This window comes from Streptomyces sp. NPDC104309 (assembly GCF_055584025.1).
Window position 1 is genome coordinate 1 of the sequence record NZ_JBVJMV010000043.1, and the last position, 26973, is coordinate 26973.

The 26973-nt window shown below is 69.2% G+C and carries 23 protein-coding genes and 1 pseudogene; 13 read left to right on the forward strand and 11 right to left on the reverse strand.

Annotated elements, in window-relative coordinates; translation table 11 throughout:
* From ACZ68L_RS37585 to ACZ68L_RS37600, 4 genes and pseudogenes are all read left to right on the forward strand, one after another.
* Positions 1-69: pseudogene (locus ACZ68L_RS37585) on the forward strand (transglycosylase SLT domain-containing protein); the annotation flags it as partial.
* A 681-nt stretch (positions 70-750) separates the two neighbouring features.
* Positions 751-1947, forward strand: coding sequence for a cytochrome P450 (locus ACZ68L_RS37590; RefSeq protein ID WP_469586762.1), 1197 nt, complete (start codon positions 751-753; stop codon positions 1945-1947).
* A 31-nt stretch (positions 1948-1978) separates the two neighbouring features.
* The gene (locus ACZ68L_RS37595) at positions 1979-2167 is read left to right on the forward strand and encodes a ferredoxin (protein WP_361453669.1); all 189 of its coding nucleotides are present in this window, start codon (positions 1979-1981) and stop codon (positions 2165-2167) included.
* Positions 2168-2322: 155 nt separating this feature from the next.
* Positions 2323-2583: a hypothetical protein gene (locus ACZ68L_RS37600; protein WP_469586765.1), complete on the forward strand. Its 261-nt coding sequence runs from the start codon at positions 2323-2325 to the stop codon at positions 2581-2583.
* Here the strand turns inward: ACZ68L_RS37600 and ACZ68L_RS37605 are convergent.
* The 6 genes from ACZ68L_RS37605 to ACZ68L_RS37630 form a co-directional block, all read right to left on the reverse strand.
* Positions 2543-4645 (reverse strand): nucleic acid/nucleotide deaminase domain-containing protein, encoded by a 2103-nt coding sequence (locus ACZ68L_RS37605; protein WP_469586768.1) that lies wholly within the window; start codon positions 4643-4645, stop codon positions 2543-2545. The genes ACZ68L_RS37600 and ACZ68L_RS37605 overlap by 41 nt on opposite strands.
* A gap of 640 nt (positions 4646-5285) precedes the next feature.
* Positions 5286-5906, reverse strand: coding sequence for an L-threonylcarbamoyladenylate synthase (locus tag ACZ68L_RS37610; protein ID WP_469586771.1), 621 nt, complete (start codon positions 5904-5906; stop codon positions 5286-5288).
* Positions 5907-6192: 286 nt separating this feature from the next.
* Positions 6193-7131, reverse strand: a complete 939-nt coding sequence (locus ACZ68L_RS37615; RefSeq protein WP_469586774.1) for a carbohydrate ABC transporter permease — start codon at positions 7129-7131, stop codon at positions 6193-6195.
* A complete protein-coding gene (locus tag ACZ68L_RS37620) occupies positions 7128-8276 on the reverse strand; it encodes a carbohydrate ABC transporter permease (RefSeq protein ID WP_469586776.1) in 1149 nt (382 codons plus the stop codon). The genes ACZ68L_RS37615 and ACZ68L_RS37620 overlap by 4 nt, the downstream gene beginning before the upstream one ends.
* A 5-nt stretch (positions 8277-8281) precedes the next feature.
* Complete coding sequence (locus ACZ68L_RS37625; RefSeq protein ID WP_469586780.1) at positions 8282-9526, reverse strand: sugar ABC transporter substrate-binding protein; 1245 nt, start codon at positions 9524-9526, stop codon at positions 8282-8284.
* A gap of 94 nt (positions 9527-9620) precedes the next feature.
* Positions 9621-10670: a LacI family DNA-binding transcriptional regulator gene (locus ACZ68L_RS37630; protein WP_469586782.1), complete on the reverse strand. Its 1050-nt coding sequence runs from the start codon at positions 10668-10670 to the stop codon at positions 9621-9623.
* Positions 10671-10795: 125 nt separating this feature from the next.
* Between ACZ68L_RS37630 and ACZ68L_RS37635 the strand changes: the two genes are divergently transcribed.
* Positions 10796-12919 (forward strand): amylo-alpha-1,6-glucosidase, encoded by a 2124-nt coding sequence (locus tag ACZ68L_RS37635; RefSeq protein WP_469586784.1) that lies wholly within the window; start codon positions 10796-10798, stop codon positions 12917-12919.
* 273 nt (positions 12920-13192) lie between these two features.
* Here ACZ68L_RS37635 and ACZ68L_RS37640 read toward each other — a convergent pair whose 3' ends face one another.
* Positions 13193-14308: an AI-2E family transporter gene (locus tag ACZ68L_RS37640; protein ID WP_469586906.1), complete on the reverse strand. Its 1116-nt coding sequence runs from the start codon at positions 14306-14308 to the stop codon at positions 13193-13195.
* 300 nt (positions 14309-14608) lie between these two features.
* Between ACZ68L_RS37640 and ACZ68L_RS37645 the strand changes: the two genes are divergently transcribed.
* Positions 14609-15187, forward strand: coding sequence for a TetR/AcrR family transcriptional regulator (locus ACZ68L_RS37645; protein WP_469586787.1), 579 nt, complete (start codon positions 14609-14611; stop codon positions 15185-15187).
* A gap of 493 nt (positions 15188-15680) precedes the next feature.
* The gene (locus tag ACZ68L_RS37650; RefSeq protein WP_376283513.1) at positions 15681-15836 is read left to right on the forward strand and encodes a DUF6131 family protein; all 156 of its coding nucleotides are present in this window, start codon (positions 15681-15683) and stop codon (positions 15834-15836) included.
* 700 nt (positions 15837-16536) lie between these two features.
* Here ACZ68L_RS37650 and ACZ68L_RS37655 read toward each other — a convergent pair.
* A complete protein-coding gene (locus ACZ68L_RS37655; RefSeq protein WP_469586790.1) occupies positions 16537-17865 on the reverse strand; it encodes an epoxide hydrolase family protein in 1329 nt (442 codons plus the stop codon).
* 975 nt (positions 17866-18840) lie between these two features.
* On the opposite strand from ACZ68L_RS37655, the gene ACZ68L_RS37660 reads away from it, so the two are divergent.
* The 4 genes from ACZ68L_RS37660 to ACZ68L_RS37675 all read left to right on the forward strand — a co-directional run bounded on the left by ACZ68L_RS37660 (position 18841) and on the right by ACZ68L_RS37675 (position 21743).
* Positions 18841-19620 carry a 2OG-Fe(II) oxygenase gene (locus ACZ68L_RS37660; RefSeq protein ID WP_469586792.1) on the forward strand — a complete coding sequence of 260 codons (780 nt, stop codon included), beginning with the start codon at positions 18841-18843 and terminating at the stop codon, positions 19618-19620.
* A gap of 156 nt (positions 19621-19776) precedes the next feature.
* Positions 19777-20124, forward strand: coding sequence for an MGMT family protein (locus tag ACZ68L_RS37665; protein WP_469586909.1), 348 nt, complete (start codon positions 19777-19779; stop codon positions 20122-20124).
* 12 nt (positions 20125-20136) lie between these two features.
* A complete protein-coding gene (locus ACZ68L_RS37670; protein WP_469586795.1) occupies positions 20137-20868 on the forward strand; it encodes a 2OG-Fe(II) oxygenase in 732 nt (243 codons plus the stop codon).
* A 320-nt stretch (positions 20869-21188) separates the two neighbouring features.
* Positions 21189-21743, forward strand: coding sequence for a hypothetical protein (locus tag ACZ68L_RS37675; protein WP_469586798.1), 555 nt, complete (start codon positions 21189-21191; stop codon positions 21741-21743).
* A gap of 126 nt (positions 21744-21869) precedes the next feature.
* On the opposite strand, the gene ACZ68L_RS37680 is transcribed toward ACZ68L_RS37675, so the two are convergent.
* The gene (locus ACZ68L_RS37680; RefSeq protein WP_469586801.1) at positions 21870-22892 is read right to left on the reverse strand and encodes a hypothetical protein; all 1023 of its coding nucleotides are present in this window, start codon (positions 22890-22892) and stop codon (positions 21870-21872) included.
* Positions 22893-23007: 115 nt separating this feature from the next.
* Here ACZ68L_RS37680 and ACZ68L_RS37685 point away from each other — a divergent pair, with 115 nt between their 5' ends.
* Together ACZ68L_RS37685 and ACZ68L_RS37690 are read left to right on the forward strand one after the other, a co-directional pair.
* Positions 23008-23628, forward strand: a complete 621-nt coding sequence (locus ACZ68L_RS37685; protein WP_469586804.1) for a TetR/AcrR family transcriptional regulator — start codon at positions 23008-23010, stop codon at positions 23626-23628.
* Positions 23629-23786: 158 nt separating this feature from the next.
* Positions 23787-24479 carry an RraA family protein gene (locus tag ACZ68L_RS37690; RefSeq protein WP_469586807.1) on the forward strand — a complete coding sequence of 231 codons (693 nt, stop codon included), beginning with the start codon at positions 23787-23789 and terminating at the stop codon, positions 24477-24479.
* A 142-nt stretch (positions 24480-24621) separates the two neighbouring features.
* On the opposite strand, the gene ACZ68L_RS37695 is transcribed toward ACZ68L_RS37690, so the two are convergent.
* Both ACZ68L_RS37695 and ACZ68L_RS37700 read right to left on the reverse strand, forming a co-directional pair.
* Positions 24622-25674, reverse strand: coding sequence for a polyprenyl synthetase family protein (locus ACZ68L_RS37695; RefSeq protein WP_469586810.1), 1053 nt, complete (start codon positions 25672-25674; stop codon positions 24622-24624).
* Complete coding sequence (locus tag ACZ68L_RS37700) at positions 25671-26732, reverse strand: tetratricopeptide repeat protein (protein ID WP_469586813.1); 1062 nt, start codon at positions 26730-26732, stop codon at positions 25671-25673. The genes ACZ68L_RS37695 and ACZ68L_RS37700 overlap by 4 nt, the downstream gene beginning before the upstream one ends.
* Positions 26733-26973 lie beyond the last annotated feature (241 nt).

The following is a 26973-nucleotide window of genomic DNA, read 5'->3' on the forward strand; positions in this document are numbered from 1 at the left end:
ATCACCGCGGCCGCCAACTACGCCGCCCACCGCTACGGTTCGATCGACAACGTGAACTCCGCCTACTGATCCGCGGACTCCACACCCCACCCGCCAGCCAGGACCGGCACGGCAGCACCGACGCTGCCCACGCCGGTCCTTCGGCATGCCACTTGACGGGAAGTCGGCATGTTTCGGGAAGTGCGGCGCGCCTGTCGGCCGACCTCGCCGTCAGGACGTGGGCGAGACGCTCTGAGGCACGCGCGGGAGGGCGGGCGGATCAGGGCGTGACGCTTGCGCGCAACCCCGATTCGCGTGTCTGCGCCACGGACCCGGCTGAGGGGAGTGGGCGGTCCGGATGCGGTCCGAGTCGCAGCCGCCGTGGTGGCCGCCGGTCCGCGCTGCCTCTTGTCCTCGACCGCGGCGTTCGAGGTGGTGTTCCGGGCGCCTGGCACCGTGGGGCGGTCACATCCGCCACACGCGTCCGCGCCCCGCGCTCCGGTGCGCGTGCGTGCGCCAGGGCGATTCCCGGCCATGACCGGGTCCCTCTGCGGCTCCCGGGCGGGACGCATGTCGCGGAGTTAGGCTTCCGGTGAACGGCATACCCGGGCGAGGGGTGTCGCCCGAGCCCGCCCACGAACCGTGGGTCCGGAGCGGAGGGGATGCCTCCGAGACGAGTTGGCCGAACATCGCGTAGACCATTTAGGTGACTGAGGCATCTAGTGGAGGGAGATCGGTAGGACCCCCTCCATCCCGTTTGCGAGGCCCGCCATGGCAGAGACCGAGACCGTCTCCTTCCCCCAGGACCGCACCTGTCCGTACCACCCGCCGAGCGAGTACCGGCCCAAGGACGACGGGCACCGGCCGTTGACCCCGGCCAGACTCTTCGACGGCCGCCGGGTGTGGCTGGTGACCGGGCATGCCGAGGCACGTGCGCTGCTGGTGGACAAGCGGCTTTCGTCCGACCGGGAGAATCCCGCGTTCCCGATGGTCACGGAGCGGTTGGCCCGGAGTACCAAGCGTCGCGTCGAACTGCTCGGCGTCGACGACCCCGAGCACAACGAGCGGCGCCGGATGCTGATCCCGAGCTTCTCCGTGAAGCGGACCGCCGCATTGCGGCCGAGGATCCAGGAGACCGTGGACCGGCTGCTGGACGCCATGATCGAGCAGGGGCCGCCCGTCGATCTGGTGAGTGCCTTCGCGCTGCCCGTTCCCTCCATGGTGATCTGTTCGCTCCTCGGCGTTCCGTACGCCGACCACGAATTCTTCGAGTCCCAGTCGCGCAGGCTGCTGCGCGGCCCGGGAGCCGCGGATGTCGAGGACGCGCGGGCCGCACTCGACGCGTACTTCCGGACACTGATCGGGCGCAAGCGGGCCGAGCCGGGCGAGGGTCTGCTCGACGAGCTCATCGCGCAGCAGCTCGACAGCGGAGCCATCAACCGTGACGAACTGGTCCAGCTGGCCGAGATCCTGCTGGTGGCGGGCCACGAGACGACCGCGAACATGATCTCCCTGGGAACGTTCACCCTTCTCCAGTACCCGGACCAGCTCGACCGGTTGCGTGCGTCCGAGGATCTGATGCCCACCGCGGTCGAGGAACTGCTGCGGTTCCTGTCCATCGCCGACGCCATCTCACGGGTGGCCATGGAGGACATAGAGGTGGGCGGGGTGACCATCCGCGCAGGTGACGGCGTTGTGCTGGCTACTTCGGTGATCAACCGGGACGAGACCGTGTACGCGACGCCGGACGAACTGGACCTCGGCCGGGAGTCGCGCCACCATGTCGCCTTCGGCTTCGGGATCCATCAGTGCCTCGGCCAGAACCTCGCGCGCGCCGAATTGGAGATCGCGCTGCGTACCCTCTTCGACAGGCTGCCGGAGCTACGCCTGGCGGCACCCGTCGACGAGATCCCGTTCAAGCCGGGCGACACGATCCAGGGCATGCTGGAACTGCCCGTGGCCTGGTGACGGGCCCCTTCCCGGAAAGGATGCCGCGGTGATGCGGATCAGTATCGACAAGGATGTGTGCATCGGTGCCGGCCAGTGCGCGCTGACCGCGCCGAAGGTCTTCACCCAGGACGACGACGGCCTCAGTGAACTGCTGCCGGGCCATGAGGAGGACGTGACGGACCCGATGGTCAAGGAGGCCGCCCGCGTCTGCCCGGTGCAGGCGATCACCGTGGAGTAGCGGTCCCGGCCGAGGAACTCTTCGGCCGCCGATGCGAGATCGGCGAGCCGTCAAGCCGGGTCGGTTCGTCCGTATGGCCCCGGACGACGCGCTCACCCGTCCGGGGTCGCGACGACGTGGAGCGAGGTGCGCCCCCGAGCGGGGCGCACCTCCTCGTGTCGGCGCACGACGGTCTCGGCAGCGGCGTCCCCGATCCCGCACGTATGGACTCCTCGGCCGGACTGCTGCGCACCTTCATGTACCCGGGAGTGCTGCTCGCCTCCGCCGCCGACGCGCTCCTCCACGACGAGGGAGCCACCACCGGCGGCCTCCACCAGCCGGGCGACCGGATCACGGGCCGAGCCGGCCGCCGCCCCGCCACCATCGGCCTCCCGTTCACGCACGGAACCGCTCGGAACGGCGCAGCCGACGCCTGAGCAGCAGGAACACGGCCAGCACAACGACCGGCGTGGCCCAGCGCAGTTCGGGGCCGATGGAGGACCAGCTGAGGCCCGATCCCCCTTCGGTGGCCTGCCGCGCCTCCGACGGAGAGGTGCCACCACCGCCCAGCCAGACCGATCCGGTGTCGGAGACGGGCATGTCCCATGACTGGTCGACACGCTCGGGCATCCTGGGCCACTTCGCCTTGAACTCGTTGTCCGCCACCTTACGGAAGGGCACCTTGGTCAGGTCGACGCCGCCGAACACATAGGTGTTGGTGTAGATCGTGTTGCCCTTCCTGGTCCGGTGCGTCACCTTGAACTCGCCCTTGGTGTAGGAGTCGACGTAGTCATTGAAGGTGTCGACGGGCTTCCACGAGGTGTGGGTGGCCCAATCGCCGACGTCACCCAGGTTGATGAGCCCGCCATAGGCGGTGGTCTTCTGCTCACTGATCCGGCGGTACCACTCGGCCGCGACCCGACTGCGGTAGACGCGCCGGAGCGAGGCGTACTCCGGAGCGGTGTTCACGGCCCGTTCCACACGGGGCAGGATCATGCTGCGGAAGACGGACTCGTTGTGCGCCTCGACGGACTTCTCCTGCTGCGAGCACGCGCCGGCCTGGTGGGCACCGAGCGGGTTTCGCGCGTTGAGGTACTGGGTCTCCATCTTCACCGAAAGCGGGGCATCCAGGATGTACAGCTGATCGGATGACTCATGCACCTCGGCCGGTGCCGGCACGATCCAGGTGCGCATCGACATGCACGTGCCGCGAAGCTGCTTCCAGTAGCGGGCCCCGAGCTTGCTGTCCGGGTGGATCAGCTGGGCGATCGTCTTCTTCATGCGCAGGTCGGCCTGGAGCAGCACGCGCCCGGCATCCGTGCGTCCGAGAGCGTCGTCCACGATCCGCCGGGGCTCGCTGGGGTTGAGATTCACCCAGAACGTGGACGTCGGCAGCGTCAGCCACACGAAGAACGCATCCGAGGCCTCGCGCACGGCATTCACGCCGTCCGACCGGCTGTTGTCATCGTTTCCGGTGGCGACGGGAGCGACAGGAACGGCACTCAAGGAGTAGCTCAGACCGGTCTTCGCCGAGCCGGTGTCGGCCATGTAGCGCAGTTCCAGGGTGGAGAAGTCGATTCCACCGGGACTGGAATCGGGCCGGCCGAGCATCCTGGCCAGGGCCGACGTTGGTCCCTCGGGCGGGCACGGGCGGCTGAACGCGGTCAAGGTGATCGCGCTGCGGCCCAGACTCTGCGAGCCGAGCGAGCAATCGGTGGCGGCCTCCCCGTGGGTGAAGGCGGTGGCGGCCTCCTTCTGCCGTTGGAGTGCCGCATCCCGTTCCTGTGACGGTGACTTCGTGCTCTGCGCCATTCGGTCGGCCTTGTCCGTGAGAGCACGCACGATGAAGCGCTCCACCGCCTTCACACTGCCGCCGCGCCAGGACTTGTCCTTCACGGAGAAGAAGATCTTGGCGTTCTTCGCGCGACTCTTGATCTGGGGCGCGCACACGGTGGCGCACGGTGAGCGTTCCGACCACAGTGCCACCAGCAGGTCCGGAGAGACGTCTCTCTCCTCAAGAGCCTGGAAGATCTCCTCCTCGGAGTGATCCCCTTTCGGAGCGTTGAGTTTGGGTATCACCAGCAGGGCCTTGATGCCCGGATCCAGACCCAGCGCGGCGAAGAGGTCGGGGTCGGCCGCGGCTTCCCGGATCTCGTACGGTCCGTACTTCTCTTGGAGCTTCGCTCTTCCCTCCTCGGCCAAAAGGGAGGTCACGTCGGCGAAACCGACGGCCATGTTGCGGCCCCAGTCGCCCGGACTGCCCTTGTACCGGGCCTTCCGGGCGTCGTAACCGATCTGCGTGATCGGGTTGTCGTACGTCGGTATCTCCACCCAGTCGTCGGGCATCTTCGGTTTCGACTGGCGAACGGCCTCCGGCTGGGCGATCGCGTGCCCTGGCGGCCCGACCAGAACAGGCGCGCATCCCACCGCCACCGCCAACATCACGGCCGCGAGCCGCCGCCGTAAGCTCCCCTGCCTCCTGCGCCTGTCACCCGTCATGGGTTCGAGTGTGGATGAGGAGACCTTTGACACGGACTCCCTTTCCGGAAACTCGTACCAGTCGATCTCCGCCGTTCGGCAGGGGAGACGTTCACGGAGCAGGCCCGCCGGGTGCGTTGGGCGGGGAGGGGCACGACGTGGGCACGAGTGACAGCAGGGCCGGGAGAGGTCCCCTGAACAACCATGCGGCGAGGCGGGCGTCGACCTGCTCCTGACCACCATGCCGCGCGTATAGGCAGAGAGCAGGCTTGATCACCGACGTCGCCGACGCCGACCGCTCACGGCTGAGGGCGACCTCCGGGGCCCACGCGCGGATCGACCGGTGTGAACACGCCGAGCCGGTCCTCGATCGCCTGGGCCGCGGCCAGGCACAGGTCCTCCCGGAAAGCGCGTCCGACAACCTCGATTCCGGACGGCAGCCCGGCATGTCGTGCCCGACGGGCGGGGCCGACCGTACGAGCGTGTGCCGGTCCGGCTCCTGGACGGGCGGCCGTGTGCGGCGGCCGTCGTACGGGCGGATCCGGTGCTGAACGCCGCGGTGCTCGCCGTGCCGCCCCCGGATGCCGGGGAACCGGATGCACGGTGCGTGCCGGGCGGTCCGGTCCCGGCCCGCTCCGGCCGCCTCATCGCCTCCGTACCGCTATTCGAACCTTGTGGTGTCGCCCGCCCCCCGGCGTACGATCTCGGGTTCGCCGCCGGAGAAGTCGATGACCGTCGTCGGTTCGGTGCCGCAGTCGCCCGAGTCGAGCACGGCGTCCACCACATGGTCGAGCCGTTCCTTGATCTCCCAGCCCTGCGTCAGCGGCTCGTCCTCGTCGGGCAGGAGCAAGGTGCTGGACAGCAGCGGCTCACCGAGGTCGGCAAGGAGGGCCTGGGTGACGACATGGTCGGGAATCCGGACTCCGACGGTCTTCTTCTTCGGGTGCAGCAACTGGCGCGGCACCTCCTTCGTCGCCGGAAGGATGAAGGTGTAACGACCGGGCGTCGCCGCCTTGATCGCACGGAACACATCGTTGTCGACATGCACGAACTGGCCCAGCTGGGCGAAGTTCTGGCACACGAGGGTGAAATGGTGACGATCGTCGAGGTTCCGGATGGACCGGATCCGGCCGATGCCGTCCCGACTGCCCAGCCGGCACCCCAGCGCGTAACAGGAGTCCGTCGGGTACGCGACGAGCGCGCCCGATCGGATGCTGTCGGCCACGGTGCGGATGGTGCGCGCTTGAGGATTTTCGGGATGCACGTCGAAATACTTCGCCATCCGCCGAGTCTAAGGGCTGTCCCGTCATCCCTCGCGGGCGCGCGGCGTCAGCTGCTTCCCCAAGCTCTCGGCTGCGCTCGAACAGAGGAGGCCCCATCCTCGCCGCGTTGTCGGAACGTCCGCATGCATCCAGAATGCGGACGTCCCTCCGCCTTGCGATGCAACGCGTCTGACGCCGCGCGCTGATCCACCACGGATCACGGGACAGCCCTTGGGGTCTTTCGTTCGGACCAGGTCGGATCGGCGAGCGGGGCCCGGCGCCGTCGGAGACCGACGGCGCCGGACATCACTCCTTGACCGCGCCCGCGTTGGCGCCGTTCACGAAGTAGCGCTGGAAGCAGAAGAACAGCGCGGCCACCGGGATGGTGGAGAGCAGGGCGGCCGCCAGCTTCAGCGGATACTGCGTTCCGCCGCCGAGTCCGCCCGACACGAAGCGTGCCAGGCCCGTGGTGAGCGTCTCGTACTGGCCGGACTGCGTACTGACGAGGAAGTGTGTGAACTCGTTCCACGACCCCTGGAAGGACAGGATCGTCAACGTGATCAACGCCGGTCTCGCCATCGGCAGGACGACGGACCAGAAGATCCGGAACACCCCTGCCCCGTCGACCCGCGCGGCCTCCTCGACCTCGCGCGGCACCGACTCGAAGAACTGCTTCATGATGAAGATGCCCGCCGCGTCCACCAGCAGCGGCAGGACCATGCCGGCGTACGTGTCGAAGAGCCCGAAGGTGTTGAGCACCAGGAACTTCGGGATGAGCAGGGCCACACCGGGCACCGCCATCACCGCGAGCACGAAGCCGAACAGTACCGAGCGGCCCCGGAAGCGCAGCCGCGCCAGCGCGTACCCCGCCATGGAGTCGAACAGCACCCGGCCCGCGGTGACCAGCACCGCCACCAGCGCCGAATTGCCCAGCCAGCGCAGGAACGGCACATCCCCGCCGGACTGGCTCAATCCGAACAGCCGCTGGTACGCGGCCGTGGTCGGAGTGGTGGGCATCAGGGCCAGCGGATGCGTGGCCGCGTCCGGGTCCGTCTTGAAGCCGGTCACCAACTGGAGAACGAACGGCAGCAGATAGAGCAGACCCAGCCCCAGCACCGCGGCATACCCCGCGAACCGCCACGGCAGCGGGAAACGGCTCAGGACGGGGCGTGCCCGGTCGCGCGACGCGGGACGGCGAGAGGAACGCCGAGCCCGGTCGCGTACGGTCGTGCCGGCGGCGGTCATCGGTTCCTCCCGGTGCGTGCGCCACGATCCCGCAGCGCCCAGCGCTGGAACGCGGTGAGGACGAGGATCAGGGCGAGCAGGATGAACGCGATCGCCGCGCCCTGCCCGAAGTCCGCGTCGTCGAAGCCCGCGGAGTACGACAGGAAGGCGGGCGTGAGCGTCGTGTTGCCCGGAGCCCCCTGACCCATCACATACACCTGGTCGAAGACCTGCCAGGTGGAGATCAGTCCCAGGGTCAGGACGAGGAACAGCACGGGTCGCAGCGCGGGCAGCGTCACGTACCGGAGCATCTGGCGACGGTTGACCCCCTCCATGGCGGCCGACTCCTCCAGCTCCCGCGGAATGTTCTGCAGTGCCGCGAGGAAGATCAGCATGAAGGTGCCGGACGTGGTCCACACGGCGAGCAGGATGAGTGTGCACATCGCGACCGAGGGACCCGAGAGCCACTCGAACCACGACAGGCCCATGGTGGAGTGAGCGGCCAGCATCCCGGTGGGCCGCTCCGGGTCGACGATTCCCAGGCCGCCCAGGATCAGCGACAGCACCCCGCGGGGATCGGCGAACCAGTTCGGTCCCTTGACTCCGATCCAGGACAGCATGGAGTTGACGGCTCCACTGCCCTGGAAGAGAAAGAGGAAGACCGTGGAGACGGCGATGGAGCTGGTGACCGACGGGAAGAAGAACGTCGTACGGAGGGCGCCACGCCCCCGAAGCAGCTTCTGGTTGACGATCAGTGCCAGCCCCAGTGCCAGCAGCGTCTGCAGAGGGACGGTCAGCAGAACGTAATAGGCGTTGTTGCGCAGGGCGGTCGCGAAGAGCGTGCGGTCCAGTCCGTCCTGCGTGAGCAGCGACCGGTAGTTGTCCAGGCCGACGAAATCGGCCTGGCCGGAGAACGGGTTGGACTGTCCGTCCCAGTGCAGCAGGCTCACCCACAGCGCCATCAGGATGGGCAGCACCATGAACAGGCCGAGGACGAGCACCATGGGGCTGACGAACAGCCAGCCCCAGGTGCCCTCCCCGCGAAGGCCCGCGCGCCGGGCGCGAGCCTTCGCGGTCGTACCGGTTGCGCCGGGTGCGCTGTCAGGTGCGCCGGGCGTTCCGGTCGTGCGGGGGATACCGCTCGCGCGCATCGTGCGGTTGGGCATGGGGCTCAGTTGCCCTTCGCGATGGCCTGTTCGCCGTTGCGCTGGAGGTCGGCGAGGATCTTCTTCGGGTCGGCGGTGCGCAGCGACTGCAGATCAGTGTTGAACTGACTCAGGACCTTGTCGAAGCCGGCGATCGTCACGGGGCCCTGCGCGTAGGTGCTGCCGTCCACCCAGGCCTTGGCGGCCGGCTTCTTCTCGGCGTACGCCTTGAGGGCGCTGGTCCGGGACGGCATCACACCGAACGCGTCGGCGAAGGCGAGCTGCTGCTTGGCCGACGTCAAGTACTTCACGAGATCGACGCTCGCGTCGCGGTGCGCGCTGTCGGCGGCGACGCCCCAGCAGTTGCTGAAGGCGAGGGTGCCCTTGCCGGCCGGCCCAGCGGGCAGCGGCGCGACGGCGTACTTCACATCGGGGTAGTCGAGCTTCATGCCACCTTCGAGCCAGTTGCCCTCGATGGTCATGGCGGCCTTGCCCTTGCCGAGCGCCTCCCCGCCCCAGCTCGTGTCCACCTGCTTGGCGAACTTCATCGAGCCGGACTTGAGCAGGGACTGGACGAACCCGAGCCCCTTGGCGTTCTCCGGGCTGTCGGCGGTCATCTTCTTCTGGCTCGGGTCGGTGAGCCAGCCGCCCGCCTGCTTCATGAAGACCCCGAGCCGCTGGTACTCGTCACTGGTGACCAGACCGGTGACGCCCTTGCCGGTGAGCTTGTCCGCGACGGTCTTCAGCTCCTCCCAGCTCTTCGGATAGTCCTTCTCCGTCAGCCCGGCCTTCTTCCACAGGTCGGTGTTGATGGCGAGGCCGAGGGTGGAGGTGTCCTTCGGCAGACAGACCAGCTTCCCGTTGTACGAGAACGAGGTCCGCAGCTGCTGGGAGAAGTCGTCGGCGTCGGATATCCGGTCACCGTACGGGTACAGCGAGCCGCCCTTGGCGTAGTTCGCGAACTGGTCGGAGTTGACGTAGAAGACGTCCGGCGGCTTGTGCCCGGCGAAGGACTGGGCAAGCTGCTGGTTCATGTCCTTGGCGGTCTCGACCGTGACCGAGTTGCCCGACTTCTTCGCATACGCGGCGGCGGCGGCCTTGACCGCCTGGGTCTCGGCGTCCCCCGAGGTGGCGATCAGTACCGTCAGCTTCTGCTTGCCGGCCTTGTCCTGCTCCGGTTCCTTGTCGCTGCCGAAGCTGGATGAGCAGCCGGTGGCGGCCAGTAGTGCCGCGCAGGTGGCGAAGGCGGCAACGGCCGTACGGGTTCCCATGAGTTCCTCCAGGAGGGATAAGACTTGCGGCTCAGCTGCCCGGGAAGGGCGCGCTGTGAATAGACGGCCCGTGGAACGGGCGTTGGGGGGTGGTTCAGTCGTCCGACGCGGACGTGCTGTCACGCACGACGAGAGACGGCTCGAGCAGGACGCGTTCGGGCGGAGCGCCGACGTCCGACATCCGGGCCAGCAGCAGCCGGACGCATTCCCGGCCGACGGCCTCCAGTGGCTGGGCGACGGTGGACAGTCCGGGGGACAGGAGCGCGGCCGTGGGGGAGTCGTCGAAGCCGATGACGGCGACGTCGGCGCCCGGCGCGGCTTGTCGCTCCTGCAGGGCGTGATAGCAGCCCAGCGCGAGCATGTCGCTGGCGGCTATGACGGCCGTCGCACCGGCGTCGAGCAGCGGTCCGACAGCGGCCCGCGCCGAAGCGATGTCATCGACGCTCTGAGCGCGCCTGCCGCGCACCGGCAGGCCGTGCCGGCGCATGGCACGCTGCCAGCCCATGGCGCGGTCGTCGCCGACCCCGGAGCCACGCGGCCAGCCGAGAAACGCGATCCTGCGATGCCCCAGGCCGACCAGATGATCGACCGCGGCGTCGGTGCCCGAGGCGCCGTCGACATCGACCCAGTCGCCGATCTCCCGGCCTGACCACATCCGGCCGAAGCCCACGAACGGCACCCCGCGCTTCTCCAGCCAGGCCTGGCGCTGGTCGCCCCGGTCGGTGCCGCTCAGCACGAAACCGTCCACGTTGTGCAGGTCCAGGAGTTCCTGGTACCCGTCGAGGCCCGCCCTGCCGGGGGGCGAGGCGAAGAGCAGGATCCGGTACCCGGCCTCGTCGGCCGTTTGGGACAGGGCGTGCAGGAACCGGTCCATGACCGGGGCCGAGGTGCCCGGAGCGGTGGGACGGATGCCGTACCCGATGAGCTTGCTGGAGCGGGTGCGCAGGGTCTGCGCCGCTCGGTGCGGGCGATAGCCCAGCTCGTCGATGGTGCGCAGAACTCGGTCCAGGGTCTCCGGACGCAGCAGTTCGGGCGAATTGAGTGCGTTCGACACCGTCTGCGGAGAGACCCCGGCCCGCCGTGCGACCGTGGCCAGGGTTACCGAAGCGGCCTTGGTCGCGGGGGTGTTGGGGGAGCGGGGCATGAGGGTCTCCGGAACCGGTTGTGCGAACTTACGAGATTATTGGAGCGTTCCAAAAACGTTGTCAACGCCCTGAGGTCGTCGTTAGGGTTCTTGGAACGCTCCAATGCCTGAGAGGTTCTGCTCTGTTGGACACCACTGTCAAGACCCACGACATAACAAACTCCGAGGCGGAGGCCGCCCCGTCGGTCGAGGGCCTCCAGCCGTTCCTGCACGACGCCTGTGTGACGCTGTACGCTCCGAGCTTCGCGATCTCGCACGAAGACGGGCAGATCGAGGGTTCGGCCGACGGCTTCTACCACGGCGACAGCAGGGCACTTGCCCGGCTGACCGTCACGGCGGACGGAATCGCGCTCGCCCCGGTGCGCGGAGCCTTCGAGGGAGCGGACCGTGCGGCCTTCCGCAGTGTGCTGCGCGGGCTGGGCGAGGAGACGCCGGACCCGGCAGTCACCCTGCACCGGCGTCGCCGCGTCACCCCCGGGCACCTGGAGGAGACCCTCGAAGTCGTCAACGCGGGGCGGCAGCACGTCCGTGTCCGGCTGATCGTCACCGCCGGGACGGACCTCGCCCCGATCGAGCGCGTCAAGTCCGGACACGTGCAGAACCCGGTCATCGCCACCGCCACCGGAAGCGGACTCGACTGGTCCCGGGACGGCTTCGCCGTACGCCTCACCAGCTCCCCGGAGCCCGCGGCCGTCGACCCGGCCGCCGGACGGCTGGAGTACGACATCGCACTCGCCCCGGGCTCGTCATGGACCGCCGTACTGGACTGCGAGGCGGCGCGCGATGACGGCGACCAGTTCCCCGCGCCTCCCGCGCAGAGCCTGCCCTGGCGTACTCTGGCACTGCGCAGCGCCGACCGGCGCTTCGACCACTGGCTGAGCCAGTCGGCCGCCGACCTCGACCGGTTGCGGCTGACCGACCCGGAGGAGCCCGCCGACCAGTTCCTGGCGGCCGGCGCCCCGTGGTTCCTCACCCTCTTCGGCCGCGACTCCCTGTGGGCGGCCCGTATGATGCTGCCGCTGGGCACCGAACTCGCCGCCGGCACGCTGCGTACACTGGCCCGGCGGCAAGGTACGAAGACCGACCAGGACACCGAGGAACAGCCCGGCAAGATCCTGCACGAAGTGCGCCGCGCCACCCAGGACTTCAACGAGAACTTCTCCCTGCCGCCCTGCTACTACGGCACGGTCGACGCCACCCCGCTCTGGATCACCCTGCTGCACGACTCCTGGCGCTGGGGCCTCGCACCCGAGCAGGTCGAACAGCTGCTGCCGCACGCGGAGTCCGCCCTCGCCTGGATGCGTGACCACGGCGGCGCGGACGGGGACGGCTTCCTGAAATACATCGACCACACCGGGCGGGGCCTGGCCAACCAGGGCTGGAAGGACTCCGGCGACTCCATCCGGTATCGCGACGGACGCTTCGCCGCATCCCCGATCGCGCTCTGCGAGGTCCAGGCGTACGCATACGAGGCGGCCCGCGGTGGCGCGGACCTGCTGCGCGCCTTCGGCCGTCCCGGCGCCGACCAGTGGGAGGAGTGGGCCGAGCGGCTGAGCGATCGCTTCCGCAAGCACTTCTGGGTGGAGGACGAGCGGGGACCGTACCCGGCCGTGGCGCTCGACCGGGACAGGAAGCCGGTCGACTCGGTCACTTCGGGCTTCGGTCATCTCTTGGGTACGGGCCTGCTCAACCACGAGGAGAGCGCCCTGCTGGCCGCCAGGCTCGGCGAGCCCGACCTCGACTCGGGCCATGGCCTGCGGACCCTCAGCAGCGATCACGTGGCCTACAACCCGTACGGCTATCACATCGGTTCCATCTGGCCGCACGACACCGCGATCGCGGTGCACGGCCTGGTCAGGGCCGGGTTCCCGGAGGCGGCCGCATCCCTGTCCGAGGGACTGCTGACCGCGTCGGCGGCCTTCGAGGCGCGGCTGCCGGAACTGTTCGCCGGTCATGGCGCGGCGACCGACGCCCGGCCCTCGCCCTATCCGGCGTCCTGCCGGCCGCAGGCCTGGGCGGCGGCCTCGTCCGTGATGATCCTCCAGTCGGTGCTCGGTCTCTCCGCCGATGTCCCCGGCGGAACGCTTACGGTCGCGCCGGCGTTCGCGGAGGCGTACCGGCCGCTGAAGGTCGAGGGACTCGACGTCGCGGGTGGGCGGCTCGACATCTCCGTCGACGCGGACGGTACGGCGCACATCGAGGCACCCGAGGGCCTGGTGGTGAAGAGGCAGCACGCGACACCCCGTTGACACGGGCGGCGGCTGTGCCCGGTCCGAGGCAGGACCCTGCGAGCCGGGGCGGGGGACCTGCCTCGGACCGGGCGGCCGGTGCCGCCGACCCCAGGAGGCGTCGGCGGCGACGGCGGTACGGCCGGAGACGCGTCAGTGACGCGCCTTCCGGCGTGTCCGGCGCGGTTCCCCGGCCGGGGCCCGGTGCCGGGACCGCCGCGTCTTTTAAGTGGTTCCGGAAGGAGAGCGGTTGAGGCCGGGCCCGGTCGCCCCCGGCCTGCCGCCGTGTCTCGCTCAGCCCTTCGCCTGTGCGGACTCGCGTGCCCGGCGCAGCGCCTGATGGACCGACCAGATGACGGACACGAGCGGCACCGCCACCACCGCCCCCAGCACCCCCGCCGCGATGGCACCACCGATTACCGAGAGTGCGACGACCACCGGGTGCAGGCGCACCGCCCAGCTCATCACGATCGGGTGCAGCAGATGGCCCTCGATCTGGCCGATGACCACGATCAGTGCGATGACCACGGCCGCCACGATCGGACCTTTCGACGCCAGAGCCACTACCGCGGCGATCGCGAGGGCGATCGGCGAGCCGATCAGCGGAACGAAGGCGGCGAAGAACTCCAGCAGCGCCAGCGGAAGCGCCAGTGGTACTCCGAGCGCGAACAGGGCCAGACCGACGAGTACCGAGTTGGTCGCCGCCACCAGGAGGATGCCGTGCGTGTACCCGGTGAACGTGCGCCACGCCGCACGGCCCGCGATCGCGACCCGGGTGCGGGCGGTCCGCGGAAGCTGGCCGCAGAACCAGTCCCACTGCCGGTCGCCCGAGTGGATGAAGAAGACCGAGCAGAACAACGCGAGCGCGAACACCGTCACCACCTCCACCAGTCGCCCGACGCCAGTCACGGCCGTGCTGATGAGGGTGGAACGATGGCTGGACAGGAAATCCCCGATCCGGGACTTGATGTCGTCGAGCGTCGCCGGGTTCAGCCGGAACGGCCGCCCCTCCAACCAGTGCTCGATGCGGCCGAGACCGTCCCCGAACTCCCGCTCCAGCCCGGCGCGCTCGCCGGCGACCACCTCGCCGACGAGGGAAAGAACACCGAGGACGAGGACGGCACTGCCGAGCAGCGAGAGGGCGACAGCGAGAGGCCGGGGCATCCGGCGCGCCAGAAGATCTGCAACCGGGCGCAGCAACGCGGTGCCCACCAGACCGAGGAAGACGGCCGCCGCCACCTCGTGGAGCCGTCCGAGCACCGAGAAGACGGCGTACACGACCGCTCCCACGGCGAGGATCCGCCAGGAGTACGCGGCGGACGTCTGCAGTGCGGGGTTCACACGCGGCTCGTACGGCTGACCGGGCCGCGCGTGCTGCAGGCCCGGGTCCCGCACAGCGGGGCGGGGCATGCCGCGCAGCGCCTGGCGCGACGCGGCGCGGATCCGGTGGCGCCGTCCTTCGGGCGAGGCTCCGGCTTCCGTGTTGTCGGGCTGCGGATGCGATGGCCTGGGCATTCCCTGCTGGTACCAGCACAGGCCGCGCCGTCGTGGGCCCGCGCGGCGACATGCACGGGAAGTCACCCCATGGGCGGAGCCGACGGCCCCAGGGATCGCGAGGCGCACCCAGGAGACGGAAGCGGGGCGGGGTACGTCGGAAGAGGTCGAGGAATTCTTGACTTGCGGGTCAAGAACAGTACGACTGTTCCGATCATGGGAAGGCCCAAGGAGTTCGATCCGGACGTCGCTGTCGAGCAGGCCATGGAAGTGTTCTGGCGCAAGGGGTACGCCGCCACCACGCCGCAGGATCTCGTCGACGCCCTCGGTATCGGAAAGGGCAGTCTCTACAATGCCTTCGGCAGCAAGCACGCTCTGTTCGCGAAGGCCTTTTGCCGCTACCGGGACAGTCAGGCGCAGACCCTGGTGGAGATGCTTGAGGCGCGGGGTTCCGTGAAGGACCGGCTGCGCGGGGTGCTGCGGTTCCTCGTCGAGATGGATCTCGCCGACCCCGACCGCCGTGGCTGTATGGCGGTGAATGCCGCGGCGGAACTGGCGGGGACGGACGAGACGGCGACCGAGTTGGTCCGGCGCATGTTCGACCGGACCGAAGAGGCATTCCGTGCGCTCGTCGAGGAAGGCCGGCGTGGGGGAGAGGTGGCCGCCGACCGGGATGCCGCCGCCATCGGGAGCCTGCTGTTGAACACCGTCGTCGGTCTGCGTCTCATGGCCCGTGTCGCCGACGGGCCGGAGCGCCTCACCAGGGTGATCGACGCGACGATCGACGCTCTCTGACCAGACCGCGGGTCGGTCTGCCCGTGCCGGCTGTGGACTCCTGCTCAAATTTTGTACCCACAGTTCAAGAAAAGAGGTCGGACGTAGCCGGCAACGTCACGGGCGCGGACTACGTCATCGACGGCGGAACGGTGAAGACGCTCTCATCAGGGCCGCGTGACGTGACATCCGGGGGATACGAGACGGCCTCGACCGTTGCGGAGCCGAATGCCGTGGAACAGCGGCGAGATTCCGTACGTCTTCCTGCCCGGATGCCCGGATGCCCGGATGCCCGGATGCCCGGATGCCCGAATGCCCGAGCGCATCCGCCCGCGTCTCTGCTCGACGCCCCCCTTCGCCCCCCTTCGCCCCCATGCCGCCCCCGTCCGCACCTCGGGCCGCCTGGTGCCGGCTCCGTGGGATCGGCGAGTGATCCTCCCGGCCCGTTCTGTGTCAGCCTGCGGGAGCGGTCGCCGGGCGCATACTGGGAGAAGACGCTTGATAGGAGGACGCAATGATCGTCCTAGGTGTCATTCTGCTGGTCATCGGCCTGGTTGCGGGCATCGCGATCCTGTGGACCATAGGTGTCGTGCTCGTCGTCATCGGCATCATCCTCTGGATCCTGGGTGCCGTCGGGCATGCTGTGGGCGGCCGTCGGCATTACTGGTAGGGCCTGCTCCGCACCGACGGCATCATGCTCGTTGACTTCGGCGGCGCACTGACCAGGAGTGGTCATGGACCGGGGCCGTCGGCGCGCTTCTCGTTCAGGTTGTCACCAGGTGGTGAGGTCGGCCGAGCGGACGCAGTGCGGGTCGGTCTCGCACCGTGCGGCGGGCGTACTGCACGGACGGATGATTCAGTCGCTGCACACGAACTGGTGGGCCGGCCCGCGAACTGGCGGGTCGGCCCGCGAACCGGTCCAGTCTCCTGGTGACGCACCGGCTGGGTGAACTTGTGGCAGACACACGGCGGTTGCCGAGGTGCCGGACCGCCGGGACGTCTGCTTCTCCGCGCCCGACACCGCAGTTCGGGCCGTCGAGCGTCCCGACCGCATACCGGACACCGCCTGCTCCGCCGCTTCGGCGCCGATCACACGCCGTCGTACGGCGCGCTCAGCGCCAGGCTGCCGTGGCGGACAGGTGCGCTCGGCTCCCCGACCGCCGCCCGCCTGCGCGGCGCGTGCTCGTGCGGCCGGCGCGGCACCTCGTGCTACGCGCCGGACTGGACAGCTGTCGACTGTCGGCGCTCGTACCTGTTCGACAGCAGCAGACCGGAAAGCGACCGGGACGCACTTCTGCGTTTCCGCGCAGGACCGGGACGCCGTCAGAAGTGAAACGCGGAGGCTGACGACGCATCTCCGGTGCAAGACGCTAGCGAAGGGAGCGGAAGCCGGCGCGGAGCTCTTCTGTGAAGAGGCGGGGCTGCTCCCAGGCCGCGAAGTGGCCTCCCCTGGGCAGCCTGTTGTAGTGGATGAGGTTGGGGTACGCCTTCTCTGCCCAGGTCTTCGGAGCCTGGTAGATCTCGTCGGGGAAGACGCTCACGGCGACCGGGAGGGAGACGCCCTTGATGCCGAAGAAGGATGCCTTGTTCTCCCAGTAGAGACGGGCAGCGGAAATCGGCGTGTTCGTCAGCCAGTAGAGCGTGGTGTTGTCGAGGATGTCGTCCCGCGACAGGCCTTCGGTGTGTCCGGCGAAGACCCGGGAGATCAGCTTCAAGCTGGCTGAGTCGTGGTCGAGCAGGAAGGCGGCCAAACCGATGGGCGAATCCGTCAGCCCGGCCAGTGTCTGCGGGCGTGTCCCCATCATCTGGGCGTAGGCGACATGATGCCTGAAGAAGTATTCCAGTTGCTCGACCACGCGCTTTTCTTCCGCCGAGAGATTGGACGGCACCGGGTTGTCGGACTGGATCGCCTTGTCGATGGCGGGCGGAACCACGCCAGGCATGTTGGTGTGAATGCCGATCAGTCCCGCAGGCCGCTGCACGGCCATGAAGTCCGTGATGAGTGCGCCCCAGTCGCCGCCCTGCGCCACATACCGCTTGTATCCGAGGCGCTTCATCAGTTCTGCCCAGGCGCGTGCGATGCGCTGGGGGGTCCAGCCGGTCGTGGTCGGCTTGCCGGAGAATCCGTATCCCGGCATCGATGGAATCACCAGATGGAAAGCATCCGATGCCTTCCCGCCATGTGCCGTGGGATTGGTGAGCGGCTCGATGATCTTCATCAGCTCGATGATCGAGCCGGGCCATCCGTGCGTGACGATCAACGGCAGAGCGTTCTTGTGCTCCGAGCGGACATGGATGAAGTGCATGTCCAGCCCGTCGATCTTGGTGATGAAGTTCGGCAGGGCGTTCAGCTTCGCCTCGACCTTGCGCCAGTCATACTCCGACGCCCAGTAGCGCGCGAGCGCCTGAACCGTCGCGAGCTGCGTGCCCTGCGACTGGTCCGCGACGGTCTCCTTCTCGGGCCAGCGCGTGGCCAGGATGCGTCGGTGGAGATCGGCCAGATCCTTCTCCGGGAAATGAACAGGGAAGGGACGGATGGTCCCGTCCGCTGACGGAGCGGTGTTACCTCCCGCGGGGTCACCCCCCTTTTCGGCTGCCTGAGCCCAGGGGGTGAACATGCCGAAGGATCCGGCGACCGCTCCGGTCGTCACGGCGGCGGAGGCGGAAAGGAATTCCCGCCGAGAGTGCGGCGAAACCATTTCTGACATGGTGAACCTTCCGGGGTATTCGGCTTCCATCACGTAAATGCGAGAAGCCGACGGTGAGAGTGGGATCTGAGTGCCATGGCCGGGGCCGGTTGCGCGGGAAGGAGATCAGCGCCTGTCGGACCGGATTACGGCGTGATTGCCGAATGGCATCTCGGAGGCGGGTGCTCCGCTCAGCAGAAACCGTTTGTTTCCGCCTCGCGCGCTCATGTGTTCGCCGCGACGCTGGACGAGGTCCTGTGCCGTCGGTCGGATTCGGTTACGCCTCGGAAATCTCGACCTTGAACACGTGGAGCGTCAGCTCTTCGGAAGCGACAGGCATGTGGGGGCCTCCTTGCTGTGCGAACGGGGAGACGGGTTTCGATGCCGGTTCACCCGCGTTTCTCCGCGGGTGAACGGGGCGCCCGATGAGGGCTTGCCGCCCGTTCGTTCTGCCAACGCCTTCATCATGGGTCCGGGCTGCTACTCAGGCAATCCGGCATGTGACCCAGAGTTATCGAAGGTGAGGTGTCGAATTTCTGTCCTCGCCGTTTCAGTCAGGATGATTCCGGGAGCCAAGAGCGGGGAGTGAATGGGAAAGTTCCTTCTGGGGGCGGAACGGGAAAGCGTGTCTTGGGATTCTGTCGTTCCAAGCGGAAGGCGCTTTCAGCGGGCAGGGTATTGATCCTCGCATCGAACTCCATTTCTCCGCCGACGGTTCGGGGGTGGTCGGGCAAGCCGGGATACGTCTGCCGGCGGATCTCGCCGAGGCCACTGGTCCGACCACCGCGTCCGGTCGAGCCGGGTGCCCGTAGCGCGATGTCCGAATAGCGCCAGATCTGCCACCCGGCGACAGTCAGGATTGATCGTCGAGGGCTTGCGGCCGCCGGGCCGGAGCAGGGCGCGGGCCGGTGGTCACACCCACCGAAGGGGCACGGTGCCGCCGGACCGGCCTCCCCGAGGACAACACAGCACCGAGGGACACACATCATGAACCACTCCGCCGTCACGCCGACGCTGTTCGGCGCGACACCCCGTACCGCTGACGCACCGCGCGTCGCGTACGACAGGGACCTGCCCGTGCTGAGCGACCTGGACTGGCCCGCACTGTACGACCGGTTGAACGAGCGCGGGGTGGCGCTCACTCCGCCCCTGCTCAGCCGCGAGCAGTGCGAGAAGCTCATCGGCATGTTCGACGACGACCGAGTGTTCCGCAGCACGGTGGTGATGCAGCGATACAACTTCGGTCGCGGCACCTACAAGTACTACGCGAATCCGCTGCCGTCACTCGTCCGCGTGCTGCGGGAGAGCCTCTACCCGCCGTTGGCCTGGATGGCCAACCAATGGGCGCCGATGCTCGGCGAACGCACCTTCCCGGACACACTCGCGGAACTCAATGAGGAGTGCGCGGCCAACGGCCAGCATCGCCCGACCCCGCTGATCCTCTCCTACGGGGAGGGCGACCACGCCTGCCTCCACCAGGACATCTACGGCGACATCGTGTTCCCGTTGCAGATCGCGATCATGCTCAACCAGCCGGGCGGCGACTTCACGGGCGGGGAGAACGTCTTCGTCGAGCAGCGCCCCCGCTTCCAGTCCACGGCCGTGGTCGTCCGGCCGGAGCTGGGCCAAGGGATGATCTTCCCGGTCCGTCATCGCCCGGTCCGGGGCCGGAACGGCTACCGTCGGCACGCCGTGCGGCACGGCACCGGCGCGGTCGAGTCCGGGCGGCGCCAGACCTTGGGGCTCATCTTCCATGACGCCCGCTGAACCCCGCCGGGCTCCGGCACATCGCCCGGCGAGGCACGGCTCCGATGGGAACGCGCCGTCCGGAAACCGCCGGACAAAGAGTGTCAAACGGCACAGCATTTTCTATGGATCAGTCAAAGCCCATGGAAGGAATGCCCTATGACGCGATACACGGCCATGGGCAGCCCACTGGGTGAACCGCTGTTGGCCGGCGAGGAGCCTCCGACCGCGTACGGTCGGATCGCCGACCGCATCGGCGCACCGCGATCCGCGGTTCGCTCGGGCGGCACGGCCATCGGCGCGAACCCCCTGCTGCTCGTCAGGTCCTGGCACCGGGTGATCGGCGCGGGACAGCTCCCTGACCGGCTGCGCCGGAGGGCTGGAGCGCGAGAGACCACCGCTGCTCCGCGAAGGCGTTGCCGAGCGTGGCGACGGGACTGCCGCCCGACCGGCGTTGCCGCGCCTCCACTTCCGCCACGGCTGCGGCGACGCCGAAGCCCCACTCCCTCGCCAACCGCGCACTGAGGAACGAGATTCGTGATCGACACAACACATTCGGCCGGGACGGCGAGCGACCTGGTCGACGCCACGGACTGGGCGGCGCTCACCGAGGAGGTCGACGAGTACGGAAGCGCGCTCACCGGACGGCTTCTCACCCCCACGCAGTGCCGCGAACTCGCCGGTCTGTACGACGAGAACGAACGCTTCCGCTCCACCGTCGACATGGCCCGCCATCGTTTCGGCTCCGGCCAGTACCGCTACTTCACCCACGATCTGCCCGCGCTGGTAAGGGAGTTGCGCCAGGCCTTCTATCCACATCTGCTGCCGATCGCTCGCGACTGGGCCGGCAGGCTGGGACGGCCCGCTCCGTGGCCCGACGAACTGGAGGAGTGGCTCGGCATGTGTCACGAGGCCGGACAGTCCAAGTCCGCCCAGATCCTGCTGCGTTACGGTTCCGGAGACTGGAACGCCCTGCACCGTGACGTCTTCGGCGACATGCTCTTCCCGCTCCAGGTCGTCATCGGACTCGACGCGCCGGGCACCGACTACGCCGGTGGCGAGTTCCTGATGACCGAGCAACGCCCCCGCGCCCAGTCCCGGGGATCGGCCACCCTCCTTCCGCAGGGGCACGGGCTGGTCTTCACCACCCGGGATCGCCCGGTCGCGTCCAAGCGGGGCTGGTCGGCCGCGCCGATGCGGCACGGCGTCAGCACCGTCCGCTCAGGCCGGCGCCGTACTCTCGGTCTCGTCTTCCACGACGCCGGATGAACGACCGCATCGATGCCCGCCGGAGAGGTGAGGGACGCCTGCACACACTGCTCGGCCCGGACGGCGAGCCCTACCGAAGCGTCACGCCGGGCACGCTCGGCGGACACCGGCGAAGCCGCCTGTACGGCCGACTGGACTGCCCCTCCGCGCTTCGGGCCATAGCCCGCGGCCGGTACGTGTCCCAGCGCGTGTTCTTCGCCGACGAGAGCACTGCCGTCCGGGCCGGATACCGGCCATGCGCGGTGTGCCTGCCACAGGCGTACGCCCGTTGGAAGGCGAAGCGGACGGTGGGACAGGAACAACGACCCCGAGGACACCTCATGAGCCCGACCGAGGACGACGCGCAGAGCCGGTCACCCGGACCCCGTGCCCCTGCCGTCGACAGCCCGGCACCGGATGCCCACACCGAAGCGGAGCTGGCCGCGCTGATCGGCCTGCTGACCGCGGTGCGCCCGGACATCCGGTCCGTGGCCGTCGGGCACGGGCGCGACGCCAACTCCCGTACCGCCGCGCAGGCGTTCGTCCGCGCATGGCAGTCCCTGCACAAGGATGTACTTGCCGTCGTCGACTGGCCCGAGGACGCCGCCTCGTGGCTGCGCCCCGCCCGGCGACTGACGGCACAGGCCCCGGACGCGTGGGTGCTGGCCGGTGCGCCGCTCGGAACGGCCCGGCTCGCCCGGCGCCTGCGCCGTTCCACCGACTGGGAACCGACCCGCACCTTCGGTTTCGCCTCGCTCGGCACCCCCCGGCTGGTCGAACTCGCCGGCGCCGAGACCGTGCACGGTCTGCGCGGTGCCTCCGCCGACGGCGGCACCTGGGAGATCCGCCGCGGCTGGACCACCCACTACGGGCCCCCGGACCTCCCGTCCGAATGACGCGGGGCACGGCCGGCCCGTCCGGGATCTCCGTCGGCCTCCGACCCGGTCCGCCACGGGCGCGGCGATGCCTCGCCGACCCGGGTGAGCGGGGAACTCGCCCCGCACAGGACTGCTTTCGCCGTCTCAGCGTTCCCGGTAGCGATCGGCGACGGCGGCGAACGCGGCCTTGGGCTCCCACGGCATGTCGGGGTAGGTGTCTCCGAGGCGACCGTCGAGGACCTTCACGATGCCGTAGCTGGCCAGGTCCAGGTCCTCGCGAGGGTCGCTGTCGGGGCGGTGCACATGGTCGTACAGCGCGAAGGTGAAGACGAAGGCGCTGTCGATGCCGCCGTCCTCGAACGCCCTCAGCAACTCGCGCAGATACGCGGCCTGACCGGCCTCGTCGCGGATGTACTCACCCTTCAACCGGACCGGACCGGCGTCCTTGTCGTACTCCACGATCTCCAGACCGAGAGCGCCCCTGTCACCCGCACCCCGGTAGCCGGCCGCGCCGAACTCGGTGATCGCGACCGGCTTGTCCGTCGCCGTGAGGTCATGGACACCTGCGGCGAAGCGGTCGGCGGTCTCGGCCGACCGGTAGAGATCCACGGACACGATGTCGAAGGGCGTCCAGTCGACGCGCTCCAACGGCACGGAGGCGTAGGTCACCTTGCCGCCGAAGCGCTCGCGGACGAGTGCCGCGGCCTTGCCGAGGAAGTCGTTGACCCGCGTACCGACCCGGCCCACGTGCTCACGCACGCCCTCCGGCCGGCTCAGCAGTGCGACCCGCTCGTCGGTGCTGTCGCCCGGCAGGAACCCCTTGTTCATCATGCTCAGCTCCGCGCCGGTGACGAACACGACCTCGGCCCCCCGCTGCCTGAGCCGCTCCGCGCGCTCGGCGCAGTCGGCGAACAGCGAGAGCATCTCGTCGGTGGTCAGCTCAAGGGGGTAGGGGGAGAACCAGATCTCAAGACCGAGGTCGGCGGCGTACGTGGCCGCGAGCTCCACCCGTTCCGGATCGCCGCCCATGACGCGGACCGCGTTGCAGTGCAGGTCGTCACGGATGATGCGCAGCTCGCGCTCGACCACCGCCGGGTCGAAGAAGCTGCGGGAGTTCACTCCGTTCTTGACGAAGCCGGTGTCGTAGCTGATGCCTCTGGCCCGCATGGGTCTCATCCCCTCCTGTGGGAAACCGAATACGGTACGCAACGTACCCTATTTTTCTGGGTCGGGGACGACAAGCAGAATGGGGGCGTGATCGGGACCGAATGAGGCAGGGGCCATGGCAGGGGACGCGATGGGGCAGCGGAACGCCGGACGGACGCGCCGGCGCGGAGCTGCCCTGGAGGAGGCGATTCTGCGCGCCGCGGTCGACGAACTCACCGAATCCGGATACGCCGGGCTGACCATGGACAAGGTCGCCACCCGCGCGGGCACCAACAAGAACGCCATCTATCGTCGCTGGCCGAACCGCCTCGCGCTCGGCATCGCCGCCTACCGGCAGCTGACCACGACGGTCCAGCCGCCCGACACCGGCGATCTGCGCGATGACGTCCTGGAGCTGTTGCGCCGGGCGAACCGCCACTGGAGCTCCCCGCTCGGCACGATCCTGCGTGAACTCTTCGCCGCGGCCGGTGGTACGTCGGAACTTCTGGCGCAGCTGCAGGACCAGTCCGGTGACGCCGCCGCCGTGCCCTGGCTGACCGTCCTGCGGCGCGCGGTCGCCCGTGGGGAAGCCGCGCCCGAAGCGCTCCGTCCACGGGTCGCCACCGTGGCCGTCGTCCTGCTGCGCAATGAGTTCGTCATGCGCGGGGTTCCCACCGCACCGGACGACGTCCTCGTCGAAATCGTCGACGAGGTGTACCTGCCGCTGGTGCGGCGGCGCGGTCCGGTCCCGAGCTGAAGCGCGTTCCCCGGCCGGGAGCCCCTACCGCACCCGCGGAAGGGACCTGACGCGGCGCGCCGTCGACGCGTTGAGACCGCGCAAGTATCATCGCGGCTCCAAGCCGCTGTCATCGCCCGCCGTCGGCCTCGGACGGCAGCATCGCGCCAGGGAGAACCATGCTGAAGGCTTTCGAGGACCTGTCCACACCGCTGGTGGCCGATGCCTGTCTCCGCGTCGAGGTGCCCCTGCGCATCGCTCCGTCCGGAATCGGTGCGGTGGTCTCCGGGCACCGGATCGCGGGCCGAGCGCTGCCCGTGCGGCACTACGGCAGCGTGGACGTGTTCCTGGAGGCGTTCGGCGCGGCGGAGCAGGGTGACGTGCTGGTCATCGACAACGGCGGCCGGTCGGACGAGGCATGTGTCGGAGACCTCGCGGTGCTTGAGGCCGAGGCCGCGGGCGTGGCGGCCCTGGTGGTGTGGGGGCTGCACCGCGACACCTCGGAACTGAGGGAGATCGGCGTTCCCGTGTTCAGCTACGGCAACTACCCTTGCGGCCCTGTCCGGTTGGATGAGCGGGAGCCCGGGGCTCTGACCACGGCGCGGTTCGGCCCGCACCTGGTGAGCGGGGAGGACGTCGTCTTCGGCGACGAGGACGGAGTGCTGTTCGTCCCGGCCTCACGCGTCGAGGAGGTGCTGGCCACCGCGCACGGGATCCGCAGGACCGAGCGAGAACAGGCGCTCATGATCAGGGCCGGCGAGACACTGCGCAAGCAGACGTCCTTCGACGACTACCTGGCACGGCGTTCAGCCGATCCGTCGTACACCTTCCGGCAGCACCTGCGGCGGACCGGCGGGGCCATCGAGGAGTAGCCGCGAGGCGGCGGCGGGGTACCGCCCTGCTCACAGCGGCAGTTCAGGAGATGCCGGTGGCCGGGCCCGGTGACGGGTTTCCGGCCACCGGCGCGTGAGCCCGGGACGGGAGCGATGGTGCCCGGTCGGGGTGCCCGACGGGTCACATGGCGCGGTCGACGAAGAACGGGAACAGCGCGAGGAGTTCACCGAGCGCGGCCGGGGCCAGTGGAACGCCGTCGAGGCCGCGGCGGGCGCTGTCGAGGTGCCGGTGGGCCTCGGCCAGCGTCGCCGAACGCCCGCCGGCTTCTTCGACGAGGTCGGCCGCCCGTCGCGCCGTGGCGGCGTCGAGCGGGTTGCCGGAACCCAGAAGCGCGGCGAGGTGCCGGGCGGCGGGGCCGTCCGTGGCCAGGGCCGCGAGGACCGGGTACGTCTTCTTCATCCTGCGCAGATCGCTGTGCACGGGCTTGCCCGTGAGCTCCGGGTCTCCCCAGATCCCGAGGAGATCGTCCACGGCCTGGAACGCCACTCCGAGGTGCCGGCCGGCCCCGGTGAGAGCGTCGACGGTCGTGGCCGGGGCTCCGGCGAGCAGTCCACCGAGGCCTGTCGCGCACCCGAGCAGCGCGCCGGTCTTGTGCTCGGCCATCCACTGGTACTCGTGGGGTCGCACCGCTTCGGGTCCGTTCCAGGGCCGGGTCTCGAAGAGCAGGTCCTCGGCCTGACCGCGCACCAGGTCGGTCAGCGTCCCGGCGAGATGCCGGACCGCGGCCGCGCCGTCCGCGCCGGGCGAATCGGCCAGTGTCTGGACGGCCAGTGCGAAGAGCGCGTCCCCTGCGAGGATCGCGGGGCCGGTCCCGTACACCTTCCAGACGGTGGCGCGCTGTCTACGGGTCTCGTCGCCGTCCATGATGTCGTCGTGGAGCAGGGAGAAGACGTGGATCAGCTCGACGGCGACCGCGCCGACGACGGCGTCCTCCGCGGGCCCGCCGGCGGCTTCGGCGCTGAGCAGCGTGAGGGCCTGGCGCACCCCCTTGCCCTGAGAGCCGGGGACGGGGCTGCCGTCCACTCCGCCCCAGCCGAAGGAGAAGGCGGCCATCTCCGCGTGCCAGGGGTGCAGGCGCTGCACGGCCTGGGCCAGCGCGGGGCGGACGAGATCGCGGCAGCGGGCGAGGATCTGCGGCGCCGCGGCCCGGTGGGTTACGGGCGAGGATGTCATCGGCGCCCGCTCTCCTCGTCCGAATCGCCACCGACCGGCGTCACGCCGAGCTCCGCGTACGCCTTGTCCACCATGTCCCGGGCATTGAGCAGGCCGATCCGGCTGAGGGTGCGGCGCAGCTCGCCGAGATCGGCGGCGGTCTCGTTCCGGTCCCGGCCCAGCCGGGCGAGCGACTTGACGAGACCGAGCCGGGCGAGGGCTTCACCCCGGGGCTCGGCCATCGCACGGAACTCGGCGAGCGCTTCCTCGTACACCTGACGTGCTTCCTCATACCGGTGGGCACGGAAGTGGACGTTGGCGCGCATCTTGTGGTTGTACGCCAGCGCGCTGGACAACTTCATCTCGCGGCAGGTGAGTTCCGCCTCCGTGAGCAGGGCCAGGGCGCGCTCCGGGTCGTTCCGCAGCGAGATGATGTCGGCCATGCCGCGCAGGGCCCATGCGCGGCCACGCCGGTCGTCCGCGTTCCCGGCCAGTTCGGCGGCTTCCTCGAACATGGCCAGGGCGCTGTCGAGTGATCCGGTGTTGCGATGGATCTGCGCGATGCCCTCCAGGGCCCACACGGTGTGCCGTGCCTCGCCACGGGCTCGCGCTTCGGCGAGCAGTTGTTCGTGCAGCACCGCGACGGTCTCGTAGTCGCCCTGTATTCGCCCGGTCTCGGCGAGGCCGGCGAGGGAGTATCCACGGGCGACGACGTCCCCGCCGCGCTTCCCCATGTCTGCGGCGAGCCCCAACAGGCGGAAGGCGAGCCTGAGTTCACCGCGCTGCCGGGCGAGTGTCCCGCCGCTCCACAGCGCCCACGCCATCGCTCCCAGGTCACCGGCCGAGCGGGCGGCCCGGTAGCTGGCCTTCCAGGCCTGATCGGCTTCCGTTATGTTGCCGAGCCGGCGATGGGCCTCGGCCACCGCGAGCCCGCACTTCGCCACTTCCCGCTGCGAGCCGCTGAGTTCGGCCTCTCTCAAGTGGCGTACGCCTTCCGCCAGTACATCCGTGAGAGAGGAGTTCACCGACATCTGGGTGAGAGCGCCTTGGTACTCGGGCGCCATTGCCTTGCTGTGCATGGGTGCCTTTCGCGCACGGCCGGGTCAGCGGCAGAGCAACTATGCACTTCATCTATACATTTTGCGCATAGTTGCCCGGTGATCGGACCCGGGCGTTCGTGGGGGGTCGGTCGTGGCTGGTGACGTGCGGCGAACCGCCTTGTTGTGGATCAAGACGGCAGTCGCGCGCCTCAGGTTGCTCCGTGACCGACAGAAGACATCGCCGCTTGGTCCGGTAGCGGGCGCCTCTCGACCCGACTGC

Excerpts from the sequence above, each read along its gene's own strand:
- ACZ68L_RS37665 (WP_469586909.1), top strand. The coding sequence starts at position 19,777 with ATGGGCAGCCCACTGGGTGAACCGCTGTTGGCCGGCGAGGAGCCTCCG.
- ACZ68L_RS37645 (WP_469586787.1), top strand. The coding sequence starts at position 14,609 with ATGGGAAGGCCCAAGGAGTTCGATCCGGACGTCGCTGTCGAGCAGGCC.
- ACZ68L_RS37680 (WP_469586801.1), bottom strand. The coding sequence starts at position 22,892 with ATGCGGGCCAGAGGCATCAGCTACGACACCGGCTTCGTCAAGAACGGA.
- ACZ68L_RS37610 (WP_469586771.1), bottom strand. The coding sequence starts at position 5,906 with ATGGCGAAGTATTTCGACGTGCATCCCGAAAATCCTCAAGCGCGCACC.
- ACZ68L_RS37605 (WP_469586768.1), bottom strand. The coding sequence starts at position 4,645 with ATGACGGGTGACAGGCGCAGGAGGCAGGGGAGCTTACGGCGGCGGCTC.
- ACZ68L_RS37615 (WP_469586774.1), bottom strand. The coding sequence starts at position 7,131 with ATGACCGCCGCCGGCACGACCGTACGCGACCGGGCTCGGCGTTCCTCT.
- ACZ68L_RS37700 (WP_469586813.1), bottom strand. The coding sequence starts at position 26,732 with ATGCACAGCAAGGCAATGGCGCCCGAGTACCAAGGCGCTCTCACCCAG.
- ACZ68L_RS37590 (WP_469586762.1), top strand. The coding sequence starts at position 751 with ATGGCAGAGACCGAGACCGTCTCCTTCCCCCAGGACCGCACCTGTCCG.
- ACZ68L_RS37690 (WP_469586807.1), top strand. The coding sequence starts at position 23,787 with ATGCTGAAGGCTTTCGAGGACCTGTCCACACCGCTGGTGGCCGATGCC.
- ACZ68L_RS37695 (WP_469586810.1), bottom strand. The coding sequence starts at position 25,674 with ATGACATCCTCGCCCGTAACCCACCGGGCCGCGGCGCCGCAGATCCTC.
- ACZ68L_RS37630 (WP_469586782.1), bottom strand. The coding sequence starts at position 10,670 with ATGCCCCGCTCCCCCAACACCCCCGCGACCAAGGCCGCTTCGGTAACC.
- ACZ68L_RS37675 (WP_469586798.1), top strand. The coding sequence starts at position 21,189 with ATGAGCCCGACCGAGGACGACGCGCAGAGCCGGTCACCCGGACCCCGT.
- ACZ68L_RS37625 (WP_469586780.1), bottom strand. The coding sequence starts at position 9,526 with ATGGGAACCCGTACGGCCGTTGCCGCCTTCGCCACCTGCGCGGCACTA.
- ACZ68L_RS37595 (WP_361453669.1), top strand. The coding sequence starts at position 1,979 with ATGCGGATCAGTATCGACAAGGATGTGTGCATCGGTGCCGGCCAGTGC.
- ACZ68L_RS37620 (WP_469586776.1), bottom strand. The coding sequence starts at position 8,276 with ATGCCCAACCGCACGATGCGCGCGAGCGGTATCCCCCGCACGACCGGA.
- ACZ68L_RS37650 (WP_376283513.1), top strand. The coding sequence starts at position 15,681 with ATGATCGTCCTAGGTGTCATTCTGCTGGTCATCGGCCTGGTTGCGGGC.
- ACZ68L_RS37640 (WP_469586906.1), bottom strand. The coding sequence starts at position 14,308 with ATGCCCCGCCCCGCTGTGCGGGACCCGGGCCTGCAGCACGCGCGGCCC.
- ACZ68L_RS37660 (WP_469586792.1), top strand. The coding sequence starts at position 18,841 with ATGAACCACTCCGCCGTCACGCCGACGCTGTTCGGCGCGACACCCCGT.
- ACZ68L_RS37685 (WP_469586804.1), top strand. The coding sequence starts at position 23,008 with ATGGCAGGGGACGCGATGGGGCAGCGGAACGCCGGACGGACGCGCCGG.
- ACZ68L_RS37655 (WP_469586790.1), bottom strand. The coding sequence starts at position 17,865 with ATGGTTTCGCCGCACTCTCGGCGGGAATTCCTTTCCGCCTCCGCCGCC.